Origin of the sequence: Methylorubrum subtropicum (assembly GCF_038442325.1) — a bacterium.
GTDB lineage: Bacteria > Pseudomonadota > Alphaproteobacteria > Rhizobiales > Beijerinckiaceae > Methylobacterium > Methylobacterium subtropicum.
This window is the reverse complement of the sequence record NZ_JBBXMW010000003.1, coordinates 73,856-99,241: the sequence shown is the minus strand read 5'-3', so window position 1 is coordinate 99,241 and position 25,386 is coordinate 73,856. Positions and strand designations below refer to the sequence as shown.

Annotated in this window: 20 protein-coding genes; 12 read left to right on the top strand and 8 right to left on the bottom strand. The window is 69.6% G+C overall.

Annotation, left to right across the window (positions count from 1 at the left end):
- Positions 1-8 precede the first annotated feature (8 nt).
- The gene (locus AAHG03_RS05395; RefSeq protein ID WP_342149317.1) at positions 9-4,298 is read left to right on the top strand and encodes a translocation/assembly module TamB domain-containing protein; all 4,290 of its coding nucleotides are present in this window, start codon (positions 9-11) and stop codon (positions 4,296-4,298) included.
- Between the two features lie 253 nt (positions 4,299-4,551).
- Here the strand turns inward: AAHG03_RS05395 and AAHG03_RS05390 are convergent, their stop codons facing one another.
- From AAHG03_RS05390 to AAHG03_RS05365, 6 genes are all read right to left on the bottom strand, one after another.
- Positions 4,552-5,625 carry an adenylate/guanylate cyclase domain-containing protein gene (locus AAHG03_RS05390; RefSeq protein ID WP_342149315.1) on the bottom strand — a complete coding sequence of 358 codons (1,074 nt, stop codon included), beginning with the start codon at positions 5,623-5,625 and terminating at the stop codon, positions 4,552-4,554.
- 423 nt (positions 5,626-6,048) lie between these two features.
- A complete protein-coding gene (locus tag AAHG03_RS05385; RefSeq protein WP_342149314.1) occupies positions 6,049-6,756 on the bottom strand; it encodes a hypothetical protein in 708 nt (235 codons plus the stop codon).
- A 256-nt stretch (positions 6,757-7,012) separates the two neighbouring features.
- A complete protein-coding gene (locus AAHG03_RS05380) occupies positions 7,013-9,205 on the bottom strand; it encodes a transglycosylase domain-containing protein (protein WP_342149312.1) in 2,193 nt (730 codons plus the stop codon).
- Positions 9,206-9,364: 159 nt separating this feature from the next.
- The gene (locus AAHG03_RS05375; RefSeq protein ID WP_342149310.1) at positions 9,365-10,150 is read right to left on the bottom strand and encodes a restriction endonuclease; all 786 of its coding nucleotides are present in this window, start codon (positions 10,148-10,150) and stop codon (positions 9,365-9,367) included.
- 362 nt (positions 10,151-10,512) lie between these two features.
- Positions 10,513-10,962 carry a Ros/MucR family transcriptional regulator gene (locus AAHG03_RS05370; RefSeq protein ID WP_342149308.1) on the bottom strand — a complete coding sequence of 150 codons (450 nt, stop codon included), beginning with the start codon at positions 10,960-10,962 and terminating at the stop codon, positions 10,513-10,515.
- A gap of 346 nt (positions 10,963-11,308) precedes the next feature.
- Complete coding sequence (locus AAHG03_RS05365) at positions 11,309-11,959, bottom strand: class II aldolase/adducin family protein (protein WP_342149307.1); 651 nt, start codon at positions 11,957-11,959, stop codon at positions 11,309-11,311.
- 128 nt (positions 11,960-12,087) lie between these two features.
- Between AAHG03_RS05365 and AAHG03_RS05360 the strand changes: the two genes are divergently transcribed.
- Both AAHG03_RS05360 and AAHG03_RS05355 read left to right on the top strand, forming a co-directional pair.
- Entirely contained in the window at positions 12,088-12,237 is a 150-nt protein-coding gene (locus AAHG03_RS05360) for a hypothetical protein (RefSeq protein WP_342149306.1), read from the top strand.
- Positions 12,238-12,313: 76 nt separating this feature from the next.
- Positions 12,314-15,010, top strand: a complete 2,697-nt coding sequence (locus tag AAHG03_RS05355; RefSeq protein ID WP_342149305.1) for a bifunctional acetate--CoA ligase family protein/GNAT family N-acetyltransferase — start codon at positions 12,314-12,316, stop codon at positions 15,008-15,010.
- A 213-nt stretch (positions 15,011-15,223) separates the two neighbouring features.
- On the opposite strand, the gene AAHG03_RS05350 is transcribed toward AAHG03_RS05355, so the two are convergent.
- Entirely contained in the window at positions 15,224-15,751 is a 528-nt protein-coding gene (locus AAHG03_RS05350; RefSeq protein ID WP_342149304.1) for a Dps family protein, read from the bottom strand.
- Between the two features lie 153 nt (positions 15,752-15,904).
- Positions 15,905-17,581, bottom strand: a complete 1,677-nt coding sequence (locus tag AAHG03_RS05345) for a L,D-transpeptidase family protein (protein ID WP_342149303.1) — start codon at positions 17,579-17,581, stop codon at positions 15,905-15,907.
- Between the two features lie 161 nt (positions 17,582-17,742).
- On the opposite strand from AAHG03_RS05345, the gene ruvB reads away from it, so the two are divergent.
- From ruvB to tolB, 9 genes are all read left to right on the top strand, one after another.
- Complete coding sequence (gene ruvB, locus AAHG03_RS05340; RefSeq protein ID WP_342149302.1) at positions 17,743-18,807, top strand: Holliday junction branch migration DNA helicase RuvB; 1,065 nt, start codon at positions 17,743-17,745, stop codon at positions 18,805-18,807.
- 311 nt (positions 18,808-19,118) lie between these two features.
- Complete coding sequence (locus tag AAHG03_RS05335) at positions 19,119-19,835, top strand: DUF4142 domain-containing protein (protein ID WP_342149300.1); 717 nt, start codon at positions 19,119-19,121, stop codon at positions 19,833-19,835.
- A 234-nt stretch (positions 19,836-20,069) separates the two neighbouring features.
- Positions 20,070-20,297, top strand: a complete 228-nt coding sequence (locus tag AAHG03_RS05330) for a ribbon-helix-helix domain-containing protein (RefSeq protein ID WP_342149299.1) — start codon at positions 20,070-20,072, stop codon at positions 20,295-20,297.
- On the top strand, positions 20,297-20,629 hold the full coding sequence (locus tag AAHG03_RS05325; RefSeq protein WP_342149298.1) for a type II toxin-antitoxin system RelE/ParE family toxin: 333 nt from the start codon (positions 20,297-20,299) through the stop codon (positions 20,627-20,629). Before AAHG03_RS05330 ends, AAHG03_RS05325 begins: the two co-directional genes overlap by 1 nt.
- Positions 20,630-20,633: 4 nt before the next feature.
- Positions 20,634-21,080, top strand: coding sequence for a tol-pal system-associated acyl-CoA thioesterase (gene ybgC, locus AAHG03_RS05320; RefSeq protein WP_342149297.1), 447 nt, complete (start codon positions 20,634-20,636; stop codon positions 21,078-21,080).
- 171 nt (positions 21,081-21,251) lie between these two features.
- Positions 21,252-21,968 carry a protein TolQ gene (gene tolQ / locus AAHG03_RS05315; RefSeq protein ID WP_342149295.1) on the top strand — a complete coding sequence of 239 codons (717 nt, stop codon included), beginning with the start codon at positions 21,252-21,254 and terminating at the stop codon, positions 21,966-21,968.
- A 36-nt stretch (positions 21,969-22,004) separates the two neighbouring features.
- Positions 22,005-22,448, top strand: a complete 444-nt coding sequence (locus AAHG03_RS05310; RefSeq protein ID WP_342149294.1) for an ExbD/TolR family protein — start codon at positions 22,005-22,007, stop codon at positions 22,446-22,448.
- A gap of 16 nt (positions 22,449-22,464) precedes the next feature.
- Positions 22,465-23,805 carry a cell envelope integrity protein TolA gene (tolA, locus tag AAHG03_RS05305; protein ID WP_342149293.1) on the top strand — a complete coding sequence of 447 codons (1,341 nt, stop codon included), beginning with the start codon at positions 22,465-22,467 and terminating at the stop codon, positions 23,803-23,805.
- Positions 23,806-23,859: 54 nt separating this feature from the next.
- The gene (gene tolB, locus AAHG03_RS05300) at positions 23,860-25,200 is read left to right on the top strand and encodes a Tol-Pal system beta propeller repeat protein TolB (RefSeq protein ID WP_342149291.1); all 1,341 of its coding nucleotides are present in this window, start codon (positions 23,860-23,862) and stop codon (positions 25,198-25,200) included.
- Positions 25,201-25,386 lie beyond the last annotated feature (186 nt).

Genomic DNA, 25,386 nt, shown 5'->3' with positions numbered 1-25,386 from the left:
CGCTCGCCGTGCTTGTCCTGCTCCTGGCCGCTGCCCTCGTCCCGACCGACTTCCTCCGCGCCGCCGACGGCGAAAAGACCGTCCTCGGCGGCATCCTCTCCAAAGCCCTCTCCAGCGATTCCTCCCAGGTCTCCATCGGCGCGGTCGACGGCGCGCTCTCGTCCGACGCCACCATCCGCGACGTCGTCATCAGCGACGCGGACGGCCCCTGGCTGAAGCTCGACCGCGCCCGGCTCGCGTGGCGGCGCCTCGCGCTGCTGTCGGGGCGGCTCGAAGTCGACAGCCTCGAACTCGGCCGCCTCGAAATCCTGCGCAGGCCCGTCCCCGGGATCGCCCCGGTCGAGGCCGAACCGCCGGACGGCTCGCTGCTGCCCGACCTCCCCGTCAAGGTCGAGATCAAGGCGTTCCGACTCGCGGAACTGATTCTCGGCGAGACCATCGCCGGCCAGCCGGCGCGGCTCTCGGCGGACGGCAAGGCGAAGCTCGGCAGCCCCTCGGAAGGGCTTGACCTCGCCGTGACGGCCCGGCGCCTCGACGCCGCCGGCCTGTTCGACGCGAAGCTCCTGTTCGTGCCGAAGGGCGAGAAACTGGAACTGAAGGCGGCGCTGACCGAGCCCGAGGGCGGGCTCTTGTCGAAGGCGGCGAACCTCCCCGGCATGCCGCCGATCCGGTTCGACCTCGAAGGCCGCGGCACGCTGGATAGCTTCAACGCCAGGCTCGATTTCGATGCCGGCCCCGAGATCGGTGCCAAGGGCGGCGCCCGGCTGTCGCGCATCGGCAGCGACCGGCGCCTGTCCCTCGACCTCGCCTCGCGCATCGAGGGCCTCGTGCCGGGGCCACTCGCCGCGATCTTCTCCGGCACGACCAAGCTCGACGGCGGGCTGGCGTTTGCCGATTCCGGCGCCTTCCGCATCGACCGGCTCGACCTGACCTCGCGCACCGCCCGGCTCGGGATCGGCGGCACGCTGAGCGCGGACCGCAAGGCCGATTTCCGCATCGAGGCCCGCGCGGTCCCGACCGAGGGCGGCAAGACCAAGGCCGCCGAGAGCGAGATCGAGACGCTGGTCTTCGACGGGAGCCTGAAAGGTCCGCTCACCGCCCCGCAGGTGAAGGGCGCCCTCAAGGCCGCGGGCCTGCGCACCAGGGAATCGACCCTGGAGCGCGTCGAGGCGCTGCTCTCGGTCGAGCCGACCGGCACCGACAAGGCCCGCCGCTTCGCGATCAGCGCCGACGGCACGGTGGAAGGCCTGTCGCTCGCCGACCCGGCGCTCCACCGCGCCATCGGCGAGGGCGCCAAGCTGACGCTCCGGGCCAATGCCGGCGCGGACGGCGTGATCGACGTCGCCGACCTGACGCTGGAGGCCGAGACCGCGCGCGTCTCCTATGTCGGCAAGGTCGGCCAGAACACGCTGGCCGGCACGCTCCAGGCGGCGCTCACCGATCTCGGCGCCTTCTCCGGCGTGGCGGGCCGCGACCTCGCCGGCCATCTCGACGCCAAGGCCGTGTTGAGCGGCGACCCCGCCCGCAAGGCGCTCGCCGCCGACCTCGACCTGCACGGCGGCGGGCTCGTGCTGGGCCAGGACGTGGCCGACCGCCTCATCGGCCGCACGCCCTCGCTGAAGGGCCGGGTGTTCCAGACCTATGACGGCTACGGCTTCGACCGCCTGCTGTTCGAGGGCGCCGAACTCGTCGCCACGCTCCAGGGGCAGGCCACCGCCCGCAGCGCCGACGTGGCGGCCCGCCTCGACCTCAAGGACCTTTCCGCCCTCGACGCGCGCCTCGCAGGCGCCGCGAGCGCCGACGCCAAGCTCACCGGGTCGCTCCGCAAACCCGACCTCACCGCCGCGCTCCGCGCGCCCGCGGTGAAGGCCGACGGCAAGCCGCTCACCGATCTGCGTCTCGACGCCACGCTCACCGACCTGATCGGCGCGCTCGACGGCACCGTGCGGCTGACCGGCGACGTCGCCGGCAAGCCGCTCAAGGCCGACGCCCACGTCGCCCGGCCGAACAAGGCGGATTACGCCCTCGACCGCCTCGCCTTCGCCCTCGGCTCGGTCGCCATCGACGGCCGCGCCGTAGTCGATGCCGGGACGCTGCTGGGGGAGGGCGCCCTGAACGTCCGGGCCGGCGACCTCGCCGACCTCTCGGCGCTGGCGCTCGGCCGCCTGGGCGGCAACCTCGACGCGACGGTGACGCTGTCCCGCGAGGGCGGACGCCAGGACGCCGCGATCCGCGCGACCGGCGCCAACCTGCGCTACGATTCCTTCGGCCTGAACAAGCTCGACGCCGACCTCACCGGCCGCGACCTGCGCGCCCGTCCGGTCCTCGACGGGCGGGCGAGCCTCGACCGGATCGTCGCCGCGGGCCAGACCATCGACACCGTGCGCCTCACCGTCGCCGGCACCGCGCAGGCGAGCGACCTCGTGCTGACCACGCAGGCCCGCGGGTTCAGTCTCGACGGCGCCGCCCGGCTGATCCCGGCCGAGCGCATCCGCGTCGAGATCGCCCGCTTCGCGGCCCAGCGCGGCGGGGATCGCCTCGCACTCGCCGGCCCCGCCGCCATCACCCTCGACGACGGCTCGGCGCTGATCGAGAATCTCGTCATCGCCGCCGGCTCCGGCCGGATCAGCGTGCAGGGGAGGGCAGGTGAGGTCCTGGACCTCAAGGTCAGCATCCGTGCCCTGCCGCTGGCGCTCGCCCGCATCGCGAGCCCCAGCCTCGCGCTCTCCGGCACGGTCGAGGGCGAGGCGGATGTCCGCGGCACCGCCGCGCGACCGGAAGGGCGCTACGCGCTCTCCGTCGCGAAGCTGGTGACGCCCGAGACCCGCAAGGCCGGCCTGCCGCCGATCGATGCGCGGGCGAGCGGCACGCTCAGCGACGGCGCCGCCACCCTCGACGGCCGCGTCTCCGCCGGCCGCGGCGCCGAGATGACGGTCGTCGGCGCGATCCCCGTCGCGCCCGGCGGCGCGCTCAACGTCAAGGCCCGCGGCAATCTCGATGCGGCGCTCGCCAACTCGCTGCTGAGCACCGGCGGCCAGCGCGTGGCCGGCCGCGTCGCGCTGGATGCCGGCGTCACCGGCACGCTGGCGGCGCCGCGGGTCGAGGGCGCGGCGACGCTGTCCGGCGGCAGCCTCGTCGATCCGCTCAACGGCATCCGCCTCACCGACATCCAGGGCCGCGTGACGGGCCGCGGCGACGCGATCCAGATCGAGCGCCTCACCGCCGCGACCCGCAACGGCGGGCGCATCGCCATCGACGGCCGCGTCGCGGTCGAGCCGGCCTCGGGCTTCCCCGGCTCGCTGAAGATCACGGCGGACCGGGCCGAACTCGTGTCGAGCCCGCTGATGACGGCGGTGACGAGCCTCAACCTGGCGCTGTCCGGCCCGCTCGCCCGCACCCCGAAGGTCTCGGGCCGGGTCGATGTGGTCTCGATCGACGTGTCGGTGCCCGACCGGCTGCCCGCCACCGTCCAGCCGCTGCCCGGCATCCGCCACGTCAACACCACGCCCGAGATCCGCGAGCGGCTGGCCAAGCGCGGCGAGCGCAAGGCACAGATCGCCGCCGCGAGCCGCAAGAAGGCCGCCGCGCCGTTCGACGCCAGCCTCGACGTGCTGGTGAGCGCCCCGAACCGCATCTTCGTGCGCGGGCGCGGCATCGATGCCGAACTCGGCGGCGAATTACGCGTCACCGGCTCCTCGCGCGATCCCCGCGCCAACGGCGATTTCGAGATGCGGCGCGGGCGCCTCAGCCTCGTCGGCCAGCGGCTCGACTTCACCCGAGGCCGCATCGCTTTTGCCGGCGACCTTGCCCAGCCCGATCTCGACTTCATCGCCGAGACCAAGGCCGGCGACGTGACCGCCCGCGTCGCCGTCACCGGCCCGGCCTCGCAGCCGGTCTTCGCGCTGTCCTCCGATCCGAGCCTGCCGCAGGACGAGGTGCTGTCGCGCATCCTGTTCAAGAAGGCGGCGGGCGGGCTCTCGCCGTTCCAGGCGCTGCAACTCGCGCAAGCCGTGGCGCAACTCTCCGGCGGGGCCGGGGGGCCGGACGTGTTCGAGGCCGCCCGCAAGGGCCTCGGGCTCGACAGCCTCGACGTGTCCACCGGCGCCAGCGGCGGCCCGGCGGTGGGCGCCTCGCGCTACATCAACGACCGCATCAGCGTCGGCGTGAAGGCCGGCGCGAAGCCCGCCGACACGGCCGCCACGATCAACTACGACGTGACCCGCCGGATCAAGCTCAACGGCGAAGCCGGCAGCGACGGCCGCACCGCGGTCGGCGTGGGTGCCGAGTGGGAGTGGTAGGGGCGGGGTCGGGCGCTACGCGGTTGGGATGAAGAGCGGCACCGATGCGGTCGCGATGAGAGCACGCCGTCATTCCGGGGCGCCGAAGGCGAACCCGGAATCCACGACTGGCCGCGACGCTCCTCGCAGCCGCGCATCACGGGTGGATTCCGGGTTCCGCTGCGCGGCCCCGGAATGACGGTGAGGGATTTGGCGTGTCGGCGATGACGGAAGCCGTTGCGCCTCGGAGGGACGATCTGCTCAAAATTAAACGTCAGCCCGCCGCCTCCCGCGGCCGGGCCAGCGGGCGGGCCTCTGGGTTGGGCAGTTCCGCCGCCCGTTCGAGGGTCGCCACCGACAGGCGCCGGCCGCGCCCGCGAAGCGCATGGCTGCCGAGGCCGCGGGCCGTGATGCCCTTGGGCAGGCGCGGCAGGCGGGCCAGCAGGTCTTCGGAGATCAGGGTATCGACGCCGAGCGGGCGGCACAGTGACTCGACCCGGGCGACGACGTTCACCGCGTCGCCGAAATAGGCGATCTTGTGCCGGTCCACGCCGACTTCCGCCGTCACCACCGGGCCGCCGTGCAGGCCCGCGCGCAGGCGCGGCACGGTGCCGAAGCGGGCCTCCCAGGCGGCGGCGTCGGCCTCGATGCGGTCGCGCACGGCGAACAGGCAGGCGACGCAGCGGGCGTCCTTCAGGCCGCGCTCCATCGGCCACGTGATCATGGCGAGGTCACCGATGTAGTCGTCGACCGAGCCGTGGAAGCGGCGCACCGGCTCGGCCAAAGTGGCGAAGACCGCGCTGAGATATTCCTGCGCCCGCAGGTCGCCGTGGGTCTCGGCGAAGGCGGTCGAGCCGACCACGTCGAGGAACAGGAACACGCGCTCCTCCTCGACCGGGCGGTGATAGCGCCCGACGAGGAAGTTGATGAAGACCTCGCCGCCGATGAGGTCGCGCATGCGGATGACGAAGACGAGCAGCGCCGAGACCGCGAGCGCGTAGGCCAGCACGCGGGGCGTGGTCCGCACCGCCTCCAGCAGCGGATCGGTGGTGAGGCCGAGCAGCCAGACGACGAGGCCGCCGAGCGCGTTGCCGGCCACGATCATCGCCACGTAGGAGAGTTCGGCCGCCACCACGTAGAAGCCCGCGGGCAGTTGCCGGATGCGCGCCTGGAGCCCGGCGAGCAGCACGCCGCGGTCGAAGGCCAGCGCGGCGATGCCGACGCACAGGCCGTAGGTGAAGCCCGCCGCCGGGCTCGTGCCGCCCGCGAAGATGACGTTGTAGAGCATGCCCGCGCCGCCCGTGGCGAGCAGGATCAGGAACCAGAACCAGCGATGGTGCGGCAGCATCAGGCGCGGCTCCGGCGTCCGGCAGGGGGCACGCCCGGCCGGCACGCGCGGGCCTGAAGGCCGCGGCGGCTGCGGTCGGGCAGGGGGGAGGACACGGAGGCTCCTTCTCGACGACGGGCGGCGCGACCGCCCGTGCCATCCAAGGCTCATGCCCGCAACATGGCGCGAATGTGGCGGAGAAAAATTTCGGCCCGACTGATGTATTCAGGATCTATTTATTTTATATTACGTCAACCCATGACTTTTGGCACCATTTAGCCACCCTGCTTCTCATGATTATAATCGCGATAAATTAAATCATAAAATCAAAACGCAAGCGCATCAGTTAGCGAATTTGCAAGCCAAACCGCCATCTTGTTCAAAAAAATCAAACCATGAAGCTATAAAATCAGATATCCGAGAAATTTTCATCTGGATAATAAATCAACCAGTGCCTGTATTGGCCCTTTGATTTGCACCTTGCCCAGATGCTGAATTGTTTGCTTGATTATTTGACCTATCAAATCCAACAGTAGAGCCCGCAACCGTTGCACGGGCACCGAAGTAGAAACTGATTGCAGATGTCATCAGCGTCCCAATCAGAACGATCAACTGTTTTCCTATATCGTTTCGACTTTCTGCCGCAGAATCCCTGACGTAAATGGTAAATTTACCCTCAGAGTCCGGTTGCCATCCTGCAAAACTAGAACCAAGTTTCTGAATTTGGCTATCGCGCTCTTCTGCGGTCAAACGCGAAAGACTCCTTAAGTCGTTACTTCCTACAGAAGTCAAAACAAATACAGACAAGATAGAAAATATCACGATCAACGACAAAGCGATTACAGCCTGAATTGACCCTGGAGGGAGTCCTAGGGCTTGAGTTTTATCCTCAAGCTTGGCCTGAACAAACACATAAGAGATACCCGATAGACATAAAAGAAGAGACACAATTCCCAATATTGTGATAACTGGCAGTGAAGTCGATGGAGCAAGCCCTTGAAAGAGATATATGACACCACAAAATAGACCTGTAACAGAAAAAATTCCAATCAACAGAAGAACTACGCTTCTGTATCTTCCAGCCAGCTCAACAAAGCTGCCCACCTTCGATGTATGCTCTTGATCTTTGTTTTTATCTTCATCTTGAGACATGATTTTTTGCCAAAATAAGATTTTCTATGGATTGACGCCCTTAGCGGGCACGTTTGACTCTATTCGACCACAACCTTTAGCCAATTGCAAGCACGCCAGCAATCTAAAGACAACCCATCACATAGACGAGGTGCTTATTGACGAAATTTCCGCATTCACCAACATTGACAATAATATACTAAACTAGTTAATTGAATTGTTCACATAGAAATAAGTACTAAAGTTTTAAATTATTAGGTGCAATACACTCAAATTCCTATTCGCCAAGCCCGAACAGCTTCTCCAGGAAATTCCGATCGTCCTGGCTCGGCCCTTGATTTGCCCCTTGGCCGCGCCCGGTCGGCCGCGGCGGGGGCGGCACGGAGGCGGTGCGGTCGGGCTCGCCGATGAGCGCGCCGATCAGGCCGCCGGGCCCGTCGCGCTCGCCCGCATTCGCCACCTGGGGCCGGGGGCGCCAGCGGTTGATGCCGGGCAGGCCGACCGGCTTGTCGGCCTTGAGCGCCACGCTCATGTATGTCTTCCAGATCTCGGCGGGCAGGCTGCCGCCGGACGCCTTCTTGGTCGGCTCGCCGTCGTCGTTGCCGAGCCACACGCCGGTCACCAGCGTGCCCGAATAGCCGATGAACCACGCATCGCGGAAATCCTGGCTGGTGCCGGTTTTCCCTGCGAGTTCCCAGCCGGGGATGTCGGCCTTCTTCGCCGTGCCCATGGTGAAGACGTCGTGCATCATGGCGTTCATCATGCCGACGGCGTTCGGATCGATGACGCGGCCGAGCCCGCCCTCGCCGCGCTTGTACAGCACCTTGCCGCTCGCCGACTTGATGCCGGCGATGACGTAGGGGATGACCCCGGTGCCGCCGTTGGCGAAGGCGCAATAGGCGCCGACCATCTCCAGCGGCGTCACCTCGGAGGTGCCGAGCGCGATCGAGCCGTTGGCCTGGAGCGGCGACGAGATGCCGAGCCGCTGCGCCGTCTGCACCACCGCCTTCGGGCCGACCTCCTGGCCGAGCCGGACGGCGACCGTGTTGAGCGACTGCGCCAGCGCCTCGCGCAGGGTCACCGCGCCGCTGTAGCTGTGCGAGTAGTTCTCGGGCGCCCAGTTGCCGATGCGGATCGGCGCGTCGTCGCGCACCGTGTCGGGGGTCAGGCCCTTCTCGATGGCGGCGAGGTAGACGAACGGCTTGAACGAGGAGCCGGGCTGGCGCTTGGCGGTGGTGGCGCGGTTGAACTGGCTCTGCGCGTAGTCGCGCCCGCCGATCAGCGCGCGGATCGCCCCGTCCGGCCGCATCGAGACGAGCGCACCCTGGGCGACGTTGTAGCGGGCGCCCTTGGCGTTGAGTTCGTCGGTGAGCGCGCGCTCGCCCACGCTCTGGAGCCCGGCATCGACGGTGGTGGAGACGACGATGTCGTCCTCGAACTTCGGCAGGAAGTCGTCGAGCACGTCCATCACGAGGTCGGCGACGTAGTTCGGCGAGCCGCCGCCGCGGGTCGAGGCCGGGCGCGCCGGCTGCGCCAGCGCCACCTTCACGTCGGGCGCTTTCGCGAAGCCCAGCTCCTCCATGGCGGCGAGCACGTGGGCGGCGCGGGCCTGCGCGGCCTTGAGGTTGCGGTTGGGCGCGAGCCGCGAGGGCGCCTGGACGAGGCCGCCGAGCATGGCGGCTTCGGCCAGCGTCACGTTCTTGGCGGGCTTGCCGAAATAGCGCTGCGCGGCGGCCTCGACGCCGTAGGCGCCGGCGCCGAAATAGACCCGGTTGAGGTAGAGTTCGAGAATCTCGTCCTTGGTGTATTTGTGCTCCAGCCACAGCGCCAGGATCGCTTCCTGAATCTTGCGCGAGGCGGAGCGCTCGGGCGTCAGAAACAGGTTTTTCGCGAGCTGCTGCGTCAGCGTCGAGCCGCCCTGCGCCAGTCCGCGCCGGGTCAGGTTCTGGGTGATCGCGCGGGCGATGCCGACCGGATCGACGCCGAAATGGTCGTAGAAGCGCCGATCCTCGATCGCCACGAAGGACCGCGGCAGATAGGGCGGCAGCTCCTTGATCGAGACGACGCGCCCGCCGGTCTCGCCGCGGTTGGCGAGCAGCGAACCGTCGCTTGCCAGGATCGCGATGTTGGGCGGGCGCTTCGGCACGGCGAGCTGATCGATCGGCGGCAGTTGCGAGGCGTGGTAGGCGATGAGGCCGGCGAGCGCGATCACGCCCCAGATGCCGAGCACGACGACGCCGTGGACGATCCGCCCGAGCCAGGAGCGCCGCCGCCGCGGCGGCTTGCCCCCGCCGCCCGAAGACTTCCGCCGCGTGGTCGGGCGCGGGGCCGCCTTGGCTGAACCTTGACGCGTGCCGCCGCCGGTGCGGTCGCCGCGCGACAGGCGCACGTCGAGGCGCGCCGGATCGCTCCCTTCCGGGATGTCGAAGCTCGGTTCGCTGCGGGGTTTGCGTCCGCCTGTCTTCGCCATGCGATCCATGCGTGGGGCCGAGCGATCTTCACGAGATCGCGTCCCCGCTTCCGTTCCGGGTGGGCGGACCTCCGCCTTGCGGCGGAGCGATGCCGTCGTCGTTTCCGCAGCCTAAATGCGGCGGGTTTAAGGGTTGTTAACCGAGCCGGACCGGACGCCTCAGCGCCCGGTCGCCGGCAGGAGCCGGCGGCCGACCTCGCGCGGGGGCTCGAGATCGGCGAGCGCGTCGTGGTGCAGGAGGCGCACGCCGGTGGTGCCGGCGAGCTTGCGCGCGGCCGGCGTGAAGCCGGCATTCGAGACGACCGCGGCCATGTCGGCCGACCAGTGCAGGGCGGCGGCCGCCGCCTCCTGCACCGCGGCGTTGCCGACGGGCCGGCCGTAGCGCTTGCACTGGAGCACGAGGCGAAACCCGTCGCGCTCGGCGATCACGTCGCAGCCCTGGTCGCCGCTGGCCTGCGTCGGCCGCGCCCGCCAGCCGGCCTGTTGCAGCAGGTCGGCGCAGTACCGCTCGTAGGCGATGCCGTCCTCCGGGCTGTCGTCGGTCTCGGGCAGGGCGTGGCGGTGGGCGACCCGCTCGACGATGGCGGTCATCTCGTCGAACCGCGTCTCGGCGTAGTCGGAAAAGCCGCGCGCCTCGATCCGCGGCATCAGGGTGCGCTCGACGAAGTAGTCGCGCTCGCGCAGCCAGCCGTCCTCGATGGTGTTGCCGTAGGCGTCGATGAAGCGCTCCTGGCGCCGCCGCAGCGCCAGCGTCTCGGCATGCCGCCGGCTGACCCGGCGCACGAAGGCCCGGAACCGCCGCGGCCGGTCGAGGCGGTGAAGCAGGATCGCGAGGCCGACCGCCCCCGTGGCGGCAAAGGCGGGCGCGCCGTACCAGAAGCCGGCGGTGCCGCCGACGACGAGCGTCCAGAACAGGCGGACGGCAGTGGGCGACCGGCCGGACATCGGGGCTCCTGACGGGAGCCGGGCGCGGCCCGGCGGAAGCCGCGACTGTTCGAGGGCAAGGGTTGCCCGACCTCTAACGGATTGGGCCGGTGGGGGAGGGCGCTCCGGGATAGGCTGTGGACAAGCCGTCGACCGGGCCACGCCTCTCACGGACGCGGTCGGCTCCGATTGTACGCGCCGTCATTGCGAGGCGGAGCCGAAGCAATCGCGAGCGCGACGTCGCAAGACGAAGCCCGGCGGTTTCGGCCGTCCCGTCACAGGCCGCGCGCTCTATTCGGAGAATGCGGAGCACTGGATTGCTTCGGCTCCGCCTCGCAATGACGGCGTGGGCGGAAAACCGCGGCGTTCCACGGGTGGGCGGCTCAACCCTCGCTGGCGGCCGCCTTGGTCTTGCCCGGCCATTTGCGGCGCTGCTGGCCGAGGCCCATCGTCCGGGCGAGTTCGGAGCGGGTCTGGGCGTAGCTCGGCGCGACCATGGGATAGTCGTCGGGCAGGTTCCAGCGGGCGCGGTACTCGTCGGGGGAGAGGTTGTAGCGCGTGCGCAGGTGGCGCTTGAGCGACTTAAACCTCTTCCCGTCCTCCAGGCAGATCAGGTAATCCGGCTGGATCGAGCGCTTGACCGGCACCGCGGGCGTCAGCGCCGGGGTTTCCGGCTCGGCGGCGCGGCTCGCGAGCCCGGCGAGCGCCCCGTGGACCGCCACGATCAGGCCGGGAAGCTCTCCGGCCGCCAGGGAATTGTGCCCGACGAAGGCCGACACGATGTCGACGCTGAGCGAGACGTAGTCGTCGCCGGGGCCGTCTTCGAGAGACATTCGCAACAATTCCCCTGTTGAATACGCGAACGCCGCCAGCAGCCGACGTCATCAGGACGACGCGACCATGGGCGGAGACGAAGCCACTGTATGGTTGTTTGAAGATTAAACCTCAACTGAGCCATTCGCAAGCTTGATTCTACGCGCCCAACTGAATTCATCGATATCGGCCATTCGGCATAGTCCACTCGCGCAAAGACGGGCCCTTACGGGTCAACGGCTTAGGCTTTTCCCGTGGTTCGCGAAGGTTGTCCTGCGACCCTCGCGCGCAGCAACCGCGCCGCCTGTATTTTGGATAATTGCGGCCGTGCATGTCGCTATTTTGGGCAATTGGAACAGTGACGCATCAATGAGCCGACTTGTCGCGCGGCCCGTACGACTTGAACCGCTCCGCCGTCTCGGCGACCTCGGCGTCCGACAGGACGACCGGCGTGCCGATCTGCAACGCCAGGGCGTATTGGCGGCACAGGGCCTCGACCTCGACGGCGAGCCACAAAGCCTTGGCGAGGTTCGACCCCGTGGCGATCATGCCGTGGTTGGCGAGCAGACAGGCGCTGCGCCGGTCGAGGGCGCGGAGCGCGTGCTCGGAGAGGGCCTGCGTGCCGTAGGGCGCGTAGGGGGCGCAGCGGATGTTCGGCCCGCCCGCCATGGCGATCATGTAGTGCACCGCCGGGATCTCGCGCCCGCAGATCGCGAAGGCGGTGGCGTAGGGCGGATGCGCGTGCACCACGGCGCCGATCTCGGGCCGCGCGGCCAGGATGTCGCGGTGGAAGCGCCATTCGGAGGAGGGCGCGAGCGGGTGGTCGTAGCCCCCGTCCATGTCCATCTCCACGAGATCGTCCGGACTAAGCTGCTCGGCCGGGATGCCGGAGGGCGTGACGAGGAGCCCGTCCCCCCAGCGCACCGAGACGTTGCCCGAGGTGCCCTGGCTCAAGCCCGTGGTGAGCAGGCTGCGCATGGCCTCGACGATGGCCTGACGGGTCGCGAAGGGGGCCAAACGCGTCTCCTTTTGCACGCGATTAACGGTGGCGGGAACGGCCCGAGGTGGGAACCACGCCGTTCAGGTCCCGTTAGGTCAGCGATGGATAGCTTTGCCCCATAACAAATATTCAGGGGAGCGTATCGATGCAAAACGCATGGATGAGCCTGGCCGATCTGGCCGATGCCCGTGGGATTTCCGTGGCGGAAGCCCGTGCGCTGGCCGATCGTGAGCATTGGCCGAAAGTGTTCCGGCTCCACGAAACCTTCGTGCTGGCCCCGAGCTGCGGCGCCTGATCCTGCGGCCTTGCCGGTGCCAAGGCGCCGCCGGATGGTGTAACCCCACGCCGACCGTCCCGAGGGCTGGCGCGCGATGAGCACCTACCGATTCGATGCCCTGCTCTGCCCCCGCCGGATCGCCGTGGTGGGGGCGGGCGACCGCCCCGGCTCGGTCGGGCGCGCCATCATCGACGGCCTCAGGGCCGGCGGCTTCACCGGCGAGGTGGTGCCGGTCCATCCCCGCGAGGCCAGCGTCGACGGCCTGCCCTGCGTCCCCCGCATCGCCGACCTGTCGGCGCCCCCCGACCTCGTGATGATCGCGACGCCGCCTTTCGCGGTGCCGGACATCGTCGAGGAGGCGGGCCGCGTCGGCGCCGCGGCGGCGGTGGTGCTGTCGGCCCATCTCGGCCACGGCGAGGCCGCGCCGCTCGGTGCCGCCCGCGCCTCGGCCCGGCGCCACGGCCTGCGCCTGATCGGGCCCGACAGCGTCGGCCTGAGCGTGCCCGCGCACGGCCTCAACGCCACCCTGCTGGCCCGGCCCCCGGCGCCGGGCGACCTCGCGCTGGTCTCGCAATCCGGCACCGTCGCCTCGGCCATCGCCGAATGGGCGGGGCGGCGCGGCGTCGGCTTCTCGGCGGTGATGACGCTCGGCCGCTCGGCCGACGTGGACGTCGCCGACTGCCTCGACCACTTCGCCGAGGATTTTCGGACGCGCGCGATCATCCTGTCGCTTCATCACGTGGCGGATGCCCGTAAATTTCTGAGCGCCGCGCGCGCCGCCGCCCGCGCCAAACCGGTCGTGGTCCTGCGCACCGGCCGCCACGACGGCCTCGACCAAGCGCCCAAGACCCATACGGGGGCGCTGGCCAAGCCCGGCGCCGTCTACGAGGCCGCGTTCCGGCGGGCCGGCATCCTCACCGTGGACGGCCTCGACGCGATGTTCTCGGCCGTCGAGACGCTGGGGCGCCAGCGCCCGTTTCCCGGCAAGCGGCTGATGATCGTCTCGAACGGCCGCGGCATCGGCGCGCTCGCCGCCGACACCCTGGCGGATCGCGGCGGGGCGCTCTGCGCGCCCTCCGACGAGACCCTATCGAAGCTCGATCCGGTGCGGCACGGCTCGCACGCCAACCCGATGGATCTCGGCATCGACGCGGTGCCGCGCGACTTCGCCCGCGCCCTCGAACCGCTGCTGGCCGACCGCGGCAGCGACGCGCTGCTGGCGATCCACGTCCCCACCGCGCGGGCCGGGGCGCAGGAGGTCGCCAAGACCGTCACCGACACGGTGGCGATGGGCCGGGCCGCCGGGCGGCGCAAGCCGGTCTTCGCCGTCTCGATCGGCGAGGACGAGGCGATCCGCGTGATCTACGGGCGGGCCAAGATCCCGCTCTTCGCCACCGACGCCGACGCGGTCGAGGGCTTCCTGCATCTCGTGCGCTACCGCGAGGCGCAGGACGATTTGATGCGCACGCCCGATTCGCTGCCGCGCGAGTTCTCCCCCGACGTCGCCGCCGCCCGCGCCATCGTCGAGTCGGCGCTCGCCGACGGCAAGAGCTGGCTCGATCCGGCCTCGGTCGCCGCCCTGCTCGCCGCCTACCGCATCGATTCGGTGCCAAGCACGCTCGCCCCCGACCCGGACGGCGCGGCCGCCGCCGCGTGGCCGCTGATCGCCGCGGGCGACACGGTGGCGCTCAAGCTCGTCTCGCCGGACGTGGTGCACAAGTCCGAGGTCGGCGGCGTGCGCCTCGGCCTCACCTCCGAGGCCGACGTGCGCGAGGCTGCGACCGCGATGATCGCGCGGGTGCGGACGATGCAGCCGGAGGCCCGCATCGCGGGCTTTGCCGTCCAGCCGACGGTGCGTCGCGCCCGCGCCCGCGAGCTGATCGCGGGGCTCGCCGAGGACCCGGTCTTCGGCCCCGTGGTGGTGTTCGGCCGCGGCGGCACCGCGGTCGAGGTCATCGACGACCGGGCCCTGTCCCTGCCGCCGCTCGACCTCGCGCTGGCGCAAGAATTGATCGGCCGCACCCGCGTCTCCCGGCGGTTGGCTGCCTACCGCGACGTGCCCGCCGCCGACATCGACGCCATCGCCCTGACCCTGGTGAAGCTGGCGCAGCTCGCCGCCGACCTGCCCGCCGTGCGCGAACTCGACATCAACCCGCTGCTCGCCGACGCGGACGGCGTCGTCGCCCTCGATGCGCGGGTGCGGGTCGAGGCCGAGACCGGCGCCGGGAACCGCCGCGGCAACTGGCATCCGCGCTTCGCGATCCGGCCCTACCCGTCCGACTGGGAGCGGCGGATGGTGGCGGGCGACCGGCGCGTGCTGGTCCGCCCGGTGCGGCCCGAGGACGAGGGGATGTTCCACGCGTTCTTCGAGCAGGTGGACGCGGAGGACGTGCGCCTGCGCTTCTTTGCCCCCGTGCGCGAGTTCAGCCACGCCTTCCTGGCCCGGCTGACCCAGCTCGACTATTCCCGCGCCATCGCCTTCGTGGCGACGGAGGAGGGCGCCGACGAGTCCCGCCGCATGCTCGGCGCGGTGCGCCTGCACGCGAACGCCAACCACGACCGGGGCGAGTTCGCGATCCTCGTGCGCTCCGACATCAAGGGCACGGGCCTCGGCATCGCGCTGATGCGGATGATGATCGACTGGGCGCGGGCCGAAGGCATCGCCTGCGTCGAGGGCGACGTGCTGTCCGAGAATCAGGCCATGCGCGCGGTCTGCCGCCACCTCGACTTCGAGGAGCGCCCCGCCCCGGACGAGCCGGGCCTGATCAAGGTGAAGCTCCGCGTGGCCTGATCGTCAGTCCAGGTTTCGAAAGGACAAGTCCTTTCGCGGGTCCAGGGCAGAGCCCTGGCCTTGGAGGGAAGCCGGGGCTCTGCCCCGGCGCCTCGCCAAAGGACTCGTCCTTTGGGAACCTCGGATTGTCCGCAAGATCGGGCCGGGCCAAACGACGAGAGGCCGCCGACCCTCTCGGATCGGCGGCCCCTGTTTCACACTGAACTCAGACGCTCAGTGACCGGACTCGGTCGCGTCGCGGGTCGACTCGTAGAGGAACCACGTGCGCTCCTCGGACTGGTCGATCCACTCCTCCAAGAGGCTCGTGGTCGAGACGTCGTTGGCCTCGTCGGTGATGGCGTGCAGCTCGCGCATGTTGGCGGTCAGCGCCTTGTTGTCGTCCCGCAGCTCCTTGAGCATCTCGAGCGGGCCGACGTAGTCGGCGTTGTTGTCCTGAATGCGCTTCAGGCCCTCGGCCTGGCCGAGGGAGCGCAGCGTGGTGCCGCCGATCTTGCGGGCGCGCTCGCCCACCGCGTCGATGATCCCGAAGATCTGCTCCGACTGCTCGTCGAGCAGCAGGTGGTAGTCGCGGAAGTTCGGGCCGCTGACGTGCCAGTGGAAATTCTTGGTCTTGATGTAGAGCGCGAAGAGGTCCGACAGCAGCACCGTGAGGCCGTGCGAGATCTTCGTCACGTCCTCGGGGTTCAGATCGGTCGGGGTGTTGAGCCGGTCGCTGGCGACGCGCAGCTTAGCCTTGGCCATCGCAAAAGTCCTCGAAACTGTTCATGACAGGCGGCCGGCGAACCAGCGCCGGCGCTCATGGGGCAGTAAGAGAATTTCGCCGCGATTGTTCCGGCACGCATGGCTGCCCCCCTGTGGACAGGACGCCGCGCCGCAGGGATTTTCGGTGGTCCGTCAGGTCCGCCCGCCGACGAGGCCCGGCGGCATCAGGCCCGGCTCGGCGGCCGGGGCACGCTCCGCCGGCGGCGCGACCTTTCGGACCTGCGGCTTCGGCGCGACGACGACCGGGGCCGGCGGGGGGACGGGGGCCGGCTTGGCGGCTTCGGGTTTGGCCGGGACCGGGCGCGGGGCGGGCGCCGCGTCGGGCTTGCGCGGGGCCGGGTTCGCCCGCGGCGTGATGGCCCCCGTGGTCGCCACGTCCGGCACCGCGGCGGCGGGCGCCGGGATGTCGAGCCCGTAGATGTCGTCGCGGAAATGCACGCGCCCGTCCGAGGTCGCGTAGCCGGTGAGATACACGAAGGCGACCGGGGTCGGCTTCACCAGCTTGATGTCGCGGCGCTCGCCCTGGGCGATGCCGGTCTCGATCTCGATCGGCCCCCAGACCGAGCCCGGCCCGTTCGGCCCCTCGGTGCCCTGGAGCAGCCACGCGGCGAACTCCTTCACCTGCCCCACCCGCACGCAGCCATGCGAGTGGAACCGCACCGAGCCCGCGAACAGCGATTTCGACGGCGTGTCGTGCATGTAGATCGCGTGGCGGTTCGGCATGTCGATCCGAACTTGACCGAGCGAATTGTCGAGGCCGGAATCCTGGCGGAGGGTGTAGTTCGCCGCCTTCTCGGTCGACCAGTCGATGGCGGTCGGATCGACCTCGACCCCGCCGGGGCCGAGGATGCGGATGCGGTTCTTAGCGAGATACCCCGGATTCTTGCGCATCGTCGGGATGATCTCGTTCTTGATCACCGAGATCGGCAGGGTCCAGGTCGGGTTGAGGTTCACGTCGGTGATGCGGGTCTCGACGGTGGGGGTCTGCTTGTCGGTCTTGCCCACCACCGCGACGTAGCGGCGCGTCACCGCCCCGTTCTCCACCGCCTCGACGGTCGCCGAGGGGATGTTGACCGCGACGTAACGCTCGCCGAAGGCGAAGTTCGAACCCATCAGCCGCTGCGCCGAGGCGCGCAGCTGGCGCTGGCGCACGTCGGCCGGCACGTTAAGCGCATTCAGCGTCAGCCGCCCGAACACGCCGGCATCCGGCAGGCCGTGGCGGGCCTGGAACGCCCGCACGGCGGCGACCAGCGGCGGGTCGTAGCGGTCGGAAGGGGGGGCGTCCGGCGGCAGGTCGCCGGTCAGGGTCAGATGATGGCGCAGCGAGGGGATCGCCGGATGGCTGTCGCCGGGCTTCGGCGCGAAGTCGGCGGGCAGCGCCTTCCAGCCGCCGGCCTCGGCGTAGATCTGGTAGCGCTCGGCGGCGCGCATCGTGTCCATGAAGGTCTGCGCCGTGTAGGTCGGCAGCGGATCCTCCGAGACGCGGGCGTAGACGGTCGGCGGCAGCTCGCGCGACACCTTTTTCACGGGCGCGGCCTCGGCGGGGGCGGCCTCCGGCTTCTCGGCTGCGGGCTTCGGCTCCGGCTTCACCTCGGATTTGGGCTCGGCCTTCGGTTCGGGCTTGGCCTCCGCCTTGCCCTCGGCCCGCGGCTCGATCCGCAGGTTGATCTTCGAATCCACCGGCTCGGCCCGCAGCGGGGCGGCGAGCAGGAGGGCGAGCGCGGCTGCGGTGCCGCCGAGCAGCCGGGCGCGGGCCGAGCCGCGCGGGGCGCGAGAAACGCCGCGCGGAGCAAAAGGAACGTGCGGCATCGCGGATCTCGTCGGGGTCACGGCGCGATTGTCGGCCGCGTTGGTTACCATCTCCCTGCGGGCGCCCCTCCGCGACTGTGCCGCGACGCTCCGTCCCCCGTGGTGGTGCCGGCCTTCGGGATGTGCAAAACCGGGGTCGCCGGCCGCCCCGCGAGAGCCCCGTGAGCAAAGCCAGACCCTCGGAAAAGACCCTGCTGACGCCGGAGCGTCGGCCGGACGACGTCGATCAGTCGATCCGCCCCTTGAGCCTGTCCGAGTTCATCGGCCAGCGGGCGGCGCGCGCCAACATGCAGATCTTCATCGAGGCCGCCAAGAAGACGGGTCAGGCCCTCGACCACGTGCTGTTCGTCGGGCCGCCGGGCCTGGGCAAGACCACGCTCGCCCAGATCGTCGCGCGCGAACTCGGCGTGAACTTCCGCTCGACCTCGGGACCCGTCATCGCCAAGGCGGGCGATCTCGCCGCGCAGCTGACGAACTTGGAAGAGCGTGACGTGCTCTTCATCGACGAGATTCACCGCCTCAACCCGGCGGTGGAGGAAATCCTCTATCCGGCGATGGAGGATTACCAGCTCGACCTCATCATCGGCGAGGGTCCGGCCGCCCGCTCGGTCAAGATCGAGCTGCCGAAGTTCACGCTGGTGGGCGCCACCACCCGCGCCGGCCTGCTGACGACGCCGTTGCGCGACCGCTTCGGCATCCCGATCCGGCTCGAATTCTACGAGATCGACGAACTCGAACTGATCGTGCGCCGCGGCGCCCGCGTGCTCGGCCTCGGCATGTCGGAGGAGGGCGCCAACGAGATCGCCAAGCGGGCCCGCGGCACCCCGCGCATCGCCGGGCGGCTGCTGCGCCGGGTGCGCGACTTCGCCATCGTGGCGGACGCCCCCACCGTGACCCGCGAGATCGCCGACCGGGCGCTGCAACTGCTCGATGTCGATCCGGTCGGCCTCGACGTGATGGACCGCAAGTATCTCACGCTGATCGCCGCCTCGTTCGGCGGCGGGCCGGTCGGCATCGAGACCATCGCGGCCGCACTCTCCGAGCCGCGCGACGCCATCGAGGACATCATCGAGCCCTACCTGATCCAGAAGGGCTTCGTGCAGCGCACCCCGCGCGGCCGCGTGCTGACCCCGCACGCCTTCCGCCACATGGGTTTTGCGGAGCCGCGGCGCGATCCGGCGACGCAGTTCGGGTTGTTCGGCGGCTCCGACGACCCGGAGGCGTGAGGGCGACGCCGCTCCACCTCCATGCACGAAAAGCATGGCTCATTGGAAGCCAGGGCAAGGCAGAGAACGCCCTCGGCCCGAGGTCCCTCGCCGGAGCATCGCCTATCCTCGACGTAAGCACCTGAAGAAGAACGCGTTCGCTCCGCGAGCCCATGGCGCCGCACGAACGGCCACGCTCCCTTGATCCTGTGATCACAGGTTTGTGTGCATGCGGAACGCGCGGGTTTCGCACCGGTTGGGGGCCCGACTGCGCTCTTCGCGAGCGCCGGCAAACCAACAGCTGACAAGAATCTTCGAAGGAAGAATCCGCCATGAAGTCGACCGTTCTGGCTGCGCTGAGCCTGTCCGTCGCCGCCCTCGCCACGCCCGCTCTGGCGCAGGACGCCCTGCCGCTGCGCATCGGCGCCGACGCGCCTATCGGGACTGCGGCCACCTCGACCCCGGAATTCCGCGCCGAGGCCCTGCGCTCGGACGCCGCCAGCATCGAGGCGAGCCGCATCGCGCTGGAGCGCTCCCGCAACCCGCGCGTGCGCAACTACGCCAACCGGGTGCTGACCGAGCGTGAGGCCACCACCAAGGCGCTGCTGCCGCAGGGCACCTCGCTCTCGGCCACCGGCCGCGTCGTGCCGGACAACCAGGGCATCCAGACCCGCCTCGACAACCCGGTCGGCCTCGTGCTCGCCCCGGTGACGATTGCCGCCAACATCGGCACCGGCATCGTCGGCGGCGTGCTCGGCGGCGTCGGCCTCGTGGACAACAGCCCGGCCGAGCCCGGCCGCCGCGTGGCGCTGGGCCCGAACGGTCAGAACCGCCTGGAGCGCCTGCGCGCCGCCCGCACCGCCCGCGAGTTCGACCGGACGTACGTCGATCAGCAGGCCCGCTCGGACGCCCGGACGCTCGCCCTCTACCAGACCTACGCCCGCAACGGCGACAGCGCCGCCGGCCGCACCTTCGCCAACGAAGCGCTGCCCTACATCGCCGACGAGCACGCCCAGTCGGCCAGCCTCGCCGGCCGCATCGGCGGCTGATTTTTTTAGACACCTACAACAGCAAGGCCGCCCCTTGGGGCGGCCTTCGCATTTTGTGGACCCCAAGGAGACCGTGTCACCATGTATGCAGGATGCGATCGCTCCGAACGGCGTTGACGGGCAGTGCCTGTCCGCTCCGGACAGTGCTAGTCTCCTGCGGCAATCAGCGGATCGAGCCGGGTGATGCCCTCAGCCAACGCCTTTACCGTCACGGTGCCGGATGATCTCGCGGAGATGATCCGCGAGAAGGTCTCCGCCGGAGAATATGCCAGCGAGAGCGAGATCGTGAGCGAAGGCCTCGCCGCCCTCAAGGAGCGTGAAATCGCCGTCGAAGGCTGGCTGCGGACCCGCGTCGCGGCAGCCTATGATCGTGCCGCCTCGGACCCCGGCAGCTTGCTGACATCGGCGGAACTCCGCGCCCGCCTTCGGGCCTCGGCCGACCGCATCGCCGACGACACCTGATGCCTGCAACCGTTCGCTTCAGCATCGAGGCTGAAGAGGATTTGCAGGCATTGCTAACATACGTCTCTGCTCATGCTGGCGTGACGATCGCCAAATCCTTCATCGAGGACATCGTCGCCTATTGCGAAAGCTTCTCGACCTTTCCGCAGCGCGGTCGCATCCGCAACGACATCCGGCTAGGTCTCCGCATCGTCGGTTTCCGACGGCGGGTCAGCGTCGCCTTCGTTGCGGGACCGGATGAGGTCATCGTACTCGGCATCCTGTACGCGGGCCGCGATCCTGCCCGGGAACTGAAGATCGATGCCCCCGAACCGCCGAAGCCCTTAGCGTGAGCCCATGACTCTGACCGGCACCCTCGCCGACGGCACCCACCGCCTGCCCTTACGCGTCTACTACGAAGACACCGACTTCTCCGGCTTCGTCTATCACGCGAGCTACCTGCGCTTCATGGAGCGCGGCCGCACCGAACTCCTGCGCGGCCTCGCCGGCGACCAGTCGGAGATGCATCGAGACGGCGCCGGCATCGTCTTCGTCGTGCGCAGGATGGGGCTCGACTTCCTCAAGCCCGCCCGGATGGACGACCTCATCGACGTGGTGACGTGGTCGAGCGAGCTGCGCGGGGCCTCCATGCATCTCGCGCAGGAAGTGCGGCGCGGGGACGAGACCCTGGTGCGGGCCGAGGTCGTGGTCGCCTGCGTGCGCGAGGGCCGGGCGATCCGCCTGCCGGAAGGATTGCGGGCCGCGCTGTCGCGCACGCGACCCACCATCGCAACCGATCCTTAACCCTAAGGGGTGTTGAAACGTCCCTCGTGAGGGCGGCGGCGTGCCCCGAAAGGGCGCGATCCGACCCTTACTTTCGACAGATTCGCGAGTGATCTCAAAGCATCACTCCACGGATCGGTCGGGCAGTCCGGCGCGCACCTGCGCGGCCCCGACGACGCGAGGGATCGTTCGATGACGCCAGCCGACGCCATGCAGGCCGCCCCCGTCGTGGACATGAGCCTGTTCGGCCTGTTCTGGCAGGCCCACTTCGTCGTCAAGATCGTGATGGTCGGCCTGCTCGGCGCCTCGATCTGGTGCTGGTCGATCATCGTCGACAAGACGCTGCTGTTCCGCCGCGTCGAGGCCGAGATGGACGCCTTCGAGGAGGCGTTCTGGTCCGGCCGCTCGTTGGAGGAACTCTACCGCTCGTTCAACGACCGCCAGCCGACCGGCCTCGGCGCGCTGTTCGTCGCCGCCATGCGCGAGTGGAAGCGCTCGTTCGAGGGCTCGGGCCGGCAGATCCACTCGCTGTCGCAGCGCATCGACAAGGTGCTCGACGTCACCATCCAGCGCGAGGTCGAGCGGCTCGATTCCAAGCTCCTGTTCCTGGCCTCAATCGGCTCGGCCGGCCCCTATATCGGCCTGTTCGGCACGGTGTGGGGCATCATGACCGCCTTCACCTCGATCGCGGCCTCGAAGAACACCTCGCTCGCCGTCGTGGCGCCGGGCATCGCCGAGGCCCTGTTCGCCACCGCCATCGGCCTGTTCGCGGCGATCCCCGCGGTGCTCGCCTACAACAAGCTCCAGGCGTCGGTCGCCAAGTCGCAGTCGCGGCTGGAGGGTTTTGCCGACGAGTTCTCGGCGATCCTGTCCCGCCAGATCGACGAGCGCATGTCGCTCGCCGCCTGATCCCGCAAGCCGGAGCCGAAGCCAAGGAACCGATCTATGGCCATGACGCACGGCGCGAAGGGCGGCGGCAAGCGCCGCCGCCGCGGTCGCCGCGGGACGGGGGCGATCAACGAGATCAACATGACGCCGTTCATCGACGTCGTGCTGGTGCTGCTCATCGTGTTCATGGTGGCCGCGCCCATGATGACGGTCGGCGTACCGCTCGACCTGCCGCAATCGAAGGCGAGCCCGCTCAATTCCGACGTGAAGCCGATCACCCTGTCGATCCGCCGCTCCGGCGAGGTCTATCTCGGCGAGTCGGAGTTGCGTGACGACGACATCATCCCCCAGCTCATGCAGAACGCGAAGGCCGGCACCGAGGACCGCGTGTTCGTGCGCGGCGACAAGCGGGTCGATTACGGCCGCGTGGCGCAGGTGATGGCGATCGTGACCGGCGGCGGCTTCAAGAAGGTCGCCCTCGTCACCGAGCCGGACAATTAAGGGAGTTCGCGGACCCGTGGCTCTGCGCTGGCCGTTCAAGGATTACGATCGCCGGGAACCGGGCGTCTGGATCTCGGGCGCCGCGCATGTCGCGGTACTGGGCGCGGCCCTCTACACCGTCGCGGCGCCGCCCCTGCCCAACGCGCAGGAGGGCGTGCCGGTCGAGGTGCTGACCGAGGAGCAATTCTCGCAGATGACGCGCGGCCAGCGCGATGCCGAGAAGCCCGAAGATACGCCGAACCGCGCCGAGCGCGTGGCGGAAAAGATCGAGGAGCGCGAGCCCGAGAACGCGAAGACCGATGCGCCGACCGCCCCCACCCGCACCGCGGACATGAAGGTCGCCTCCGCCGACGCGATGCCGCTGCGCTCCGACACCGCCGACCCGGTGAAGGAAGAGGCCGAAGCCGCCGCCGCGAAGGCCGCCGCCGCCAAGGCAGAGGCCGCGAAAGCCGAAGCCGCGAAAGCGGCGGAGTCGAAGGCCAAGGCGGAGGCGAAAGCCAAGGCCGACGCCGCCGCCAAGGCGGAAGCGGCTAAGGCCGCCGCGAAGGCCGAGGCCGAGAAGCGCGAGGAATTGCAGAAGCTGATCGAGCGCGAGCAGGCGGAAGCCGAGGCTGCGGAGAAAGCGGAAGCGAAGGCCAAGGCCGAAGCCAAGGCGAAGGCCGACGCGCGGGCCAAAGCGGAAGCGAAGGCCAAGGCGGAGGCGGAAGCCAAGGCTGAAGCCGAGGCGAAGGCCCGCGAGGCCGAGCACCAGAAGCAGCTCGCGGACGCCAAGGCGAAGGCGGAGGCCGCGGCCAAAGCGGAGGCCGACGCGAAGGCGAAGGCGGAAGCGGCGGCGAAAGCCCGGGCCAAGGCGATGGCCGACGCGAAGGCGAAAGCCGATGCCGAGGCCAAGGCGCGCCAGCAGGCGGCGCTCGCGGAAAAATTCAACGCGGGCGACATCCGCCAGACCCTGGCCTCGCACGCCGCCTCGCAATCGACCGGCTCGACAGGCCGCGAGGTACAGCGCACGGCTTCGCTCGGGTCGGCGAGCGGCAACGCGCAAAAGCTGTCGCCGTCGCTGCGCGACGCGCTGGTCGGCATGCTGCAGCAGCAGATCGAGCGGTGCTACTCGGCGCCGCCCGGCGCGGCGCAAGGGGTGGTTCTGCCGATGCTCGACATCCGCCTGAACCCCGACGGCTCGCTCACCAACGAGCCGCGGATCATGCGCGGCGGCGCCAACGCCGTCGATCAGTCGATCGCACAGGCCGCGCTCCGCGCGGTGCGGCGCTGCGCGCCCTACAAGATCCCGGCCCAGTACGCGCCGTATTACAACGACTGGAAAGCCATCAACGCCGAGTTCGAGTTCTCGCCCGTCTGAGCCAGAACGCCCGGCGCCTCCCGTTTCCCAGCGAACCTCTTCGGACGACCTTTCATGCCTGGAAAAGCCTTCACCCGGCGCGCCCTCCTGCCGGCGCTCTCGGCCGCGCTCGGTGTCCTCGCCCTGGCGCTGCCCGCCGCCACGCCCGCGCATGCCCAGCTTCAGCTGCGCATCGGCAGCGGCGCGTTCCAGCCGATGCCGATCGCGGTGGCGGACTTCTCGGGGGACGCCAGCCTCGGCACGCTGGTGGGCAGCGTCATCACCAACAACCTGCGCCGCTCCGGCTACTTCACGCCGCTGGACAAGGCCCGCTTCCCCGAGACGCCGAGCTTCGACGCCGCGCCGAACTTCGAGGCCTGGAAGGGCACCGGCGTGCAGGCGCTCGTCACCGGCCGGGTCGGACGCGACGCGTCGGGCCGCCTCACCGTGGCGTTCCGGCTGTGGGACGTGGGTTCCGGCCAGCAGCTGACCGGCCAGCAATACGGCACCGACGTCGCCAACGCGCGCCGCACCGGGCACCTCGTATCGGATGCGGTCTACACCAAGATCACCGGGCTCGGGCCCTGGTTCGACAGCCGCGTGGCCTTCGTCGACGAATCCGGCCCGAAGGAGCACCGCCGCAAGCGGCTGATGGTGATGGATCAGGACGGCGCCAACGTCCGCGCGCTCACCGGCGGCGGGGATGTGGCCGTGGTGGCGCCGCGCTACTCGCCCGCCGGCCAGGACATCGCCTTCATGACTCAGGCGACCGGCCAGCAGCCCAAGGTGCAGATGATCGACCTCGAGACCGGCCAGCGCCAGACGGTGGGCAACTTCGCCTCCATGAGCGCGAGCCCGCGCTTCTCGCCGGACGGGCGCCGCCTCGTGATGAGCGTGCAGCAGGGCGGCAACGCCGACATCGTCACGGTCGATCTCGCCTCCAAGGCCCAGACCCCGGTCACGCAGGGGCTGGCCATCGACACCTCGCCGTCCTACTCGCCGGACGGCAGCCAGATCGTGTTCGAATCCGACCGCGGCGGCTCGCAGCAGATCTACGTGATGGGCGCCGACGGCTCGAACCCGCGCCGCGTCTCCTTCGGCGAGGGCTCGGCCTCGCAGCCGGCGTGGTCGCCGAAGGGCGACCTCATCGCCTTCACCCGCCAGCGAAAAGGGGGCTTCGCCATCTGCGTGATGCGCCCCGACGGCTCGGGCGAGCGGGTGCTGACCGAGGGCTTCCACAACGAGAGCCCGACCTTTGCCCCCAACGGCCAGTACGTGATGTTCTTCCGCGATCCCGGCGGCCAGGGCGGCGGCAAGCTCTACATGGTCGACATCACCGGCAAGGTGGAACAGCCGGTCCCGACCCCGAGCTTCGCCTCCGACCCGACGTGGTCGCCGCTGCTGGCGGGGCGCTGATTCGGCGCGCAGGAAGCGCATCGAAAGTCGAGGCGACACGGCACATCGAAGCATGGCCCCGAATGACTTTCTCGGGACCATGCACCGGGCCGGAACCGCGGCCGGACCGACTCAAGCGTATTATGCGGTAGTACCATTTCTTTTGCGACGATTGCACAAGACTAGGCAGTGTTCTTACTGCTTATA

Coding starts and splice junctions, on each gene's coding strand:
- ybgC (WP_342149297.1), top strand. CDS start 20,634: ATGACTCTGACCGGCACCCTCGCCGACGGCACCCACCGCCTGCCCTTA.
- AAHG03_RS05325 (WP_342149298.1), top strand. CDS start 20,297: ATGCCTGCAACCGTTCGCTTCAGCATCGAGGCTGAAGAGGATTTGCAG.
- AAHG03_RS05375 (WP_342149310.1), bottom strand. CDS start 10,150: ATGTCCGGCCGGTCGCCCACTGCCGTCCGCCTGTTCTGGACGCTCGTC.
- AAHG03_RS05310 (WP_342149294.1), top strand. CDS start 22,005: ATGGCCATGACGCACGGCGCGAAGGGCGGCGGCAAGCGCCGCCGCCGC.
- AAHG03_RS05335 (WP_342149300.1), top strand. CDS start 19,119: ATGAAGTCGACCGTTCTGGCTGCGCTGAGCCTGTCCGTCGCCGCCCTC.
- AAHG03_RS05360 (WP_342149306.1), top strand. CDS start 12,088: ATGCAAAACGCATGGATGAGCCTGGCCGATCTGGCCGATGCCCGTGGG.
- AAHG03_RS05385 (WP_342149314.1), bottom strand. CDS start 6,756: ATGTCTCAAGATGAAGATAAAAACAAAGATCAAGAGCATACATCGAAG.
- AAHG03_RS05355 (WP_342149305.1), top strand. CDS start 12,314: ATGAGCACCTACCGATTCGATGCCCTGCTCTGCCCCCGCCGGATCGCC.
- AAHG03_RS05330 (WP_342149299.1), top strand. CDS start 20,070: ATGATCCGCGAGAAGGTCTCCGCCGGAGAATATGCCAGCGAGAGCGAG.
- tolB (WP_342149291.1), top strand. CDS start 23,860: ATGCCTGGAAAAGCCTTCACCCGGCGCGCCCTCCTGCCGGCGCTCTCG.
- AAHG03_RS05370 (WP_342149308.1), bottom strand. CDS start 10,962: ATGTCTCTCGAAGACGGCCCCGGCGACGACTACGTCTCGCTCAGCGTC.
- tolQ (WP_342149295.1), top strand. CDS start 21,252: ATGACGCCAGCCGACGCCATGCAGGCCGCCCCCGTCGTGGACATGAGC.
- AAHG03_RS05380 (WP_342149312.1), bottom strand. CDS start 9,205: ATGGCGAAGACAGGCGGACGCAAACCCCGCAGCGAACCGAGCTTCGAC.
- AAHG03_RS05345 (WP_342149303.1), bottom strand. CDS start 17,581: ATGCCGCACGTTCCTTTTGCTCCGCGCGGCGTTTCTCGCGCCCCGCGC.
- AAHG03_RS05390 (WP_342149315.1), bottom strand. CDS start 5,625: ATGCTGCCGCACCATCGCTGGTTCTGGTTCCTGATCCTGCTCGCCACG.
- AAHG03_RS05350 (WP_342149304.1), bottom strand. CDS start 15,751: ATGGCCAAGGCTAAGCTGCGCGTCGCCAGCGACCGGCTCAACACCCCG.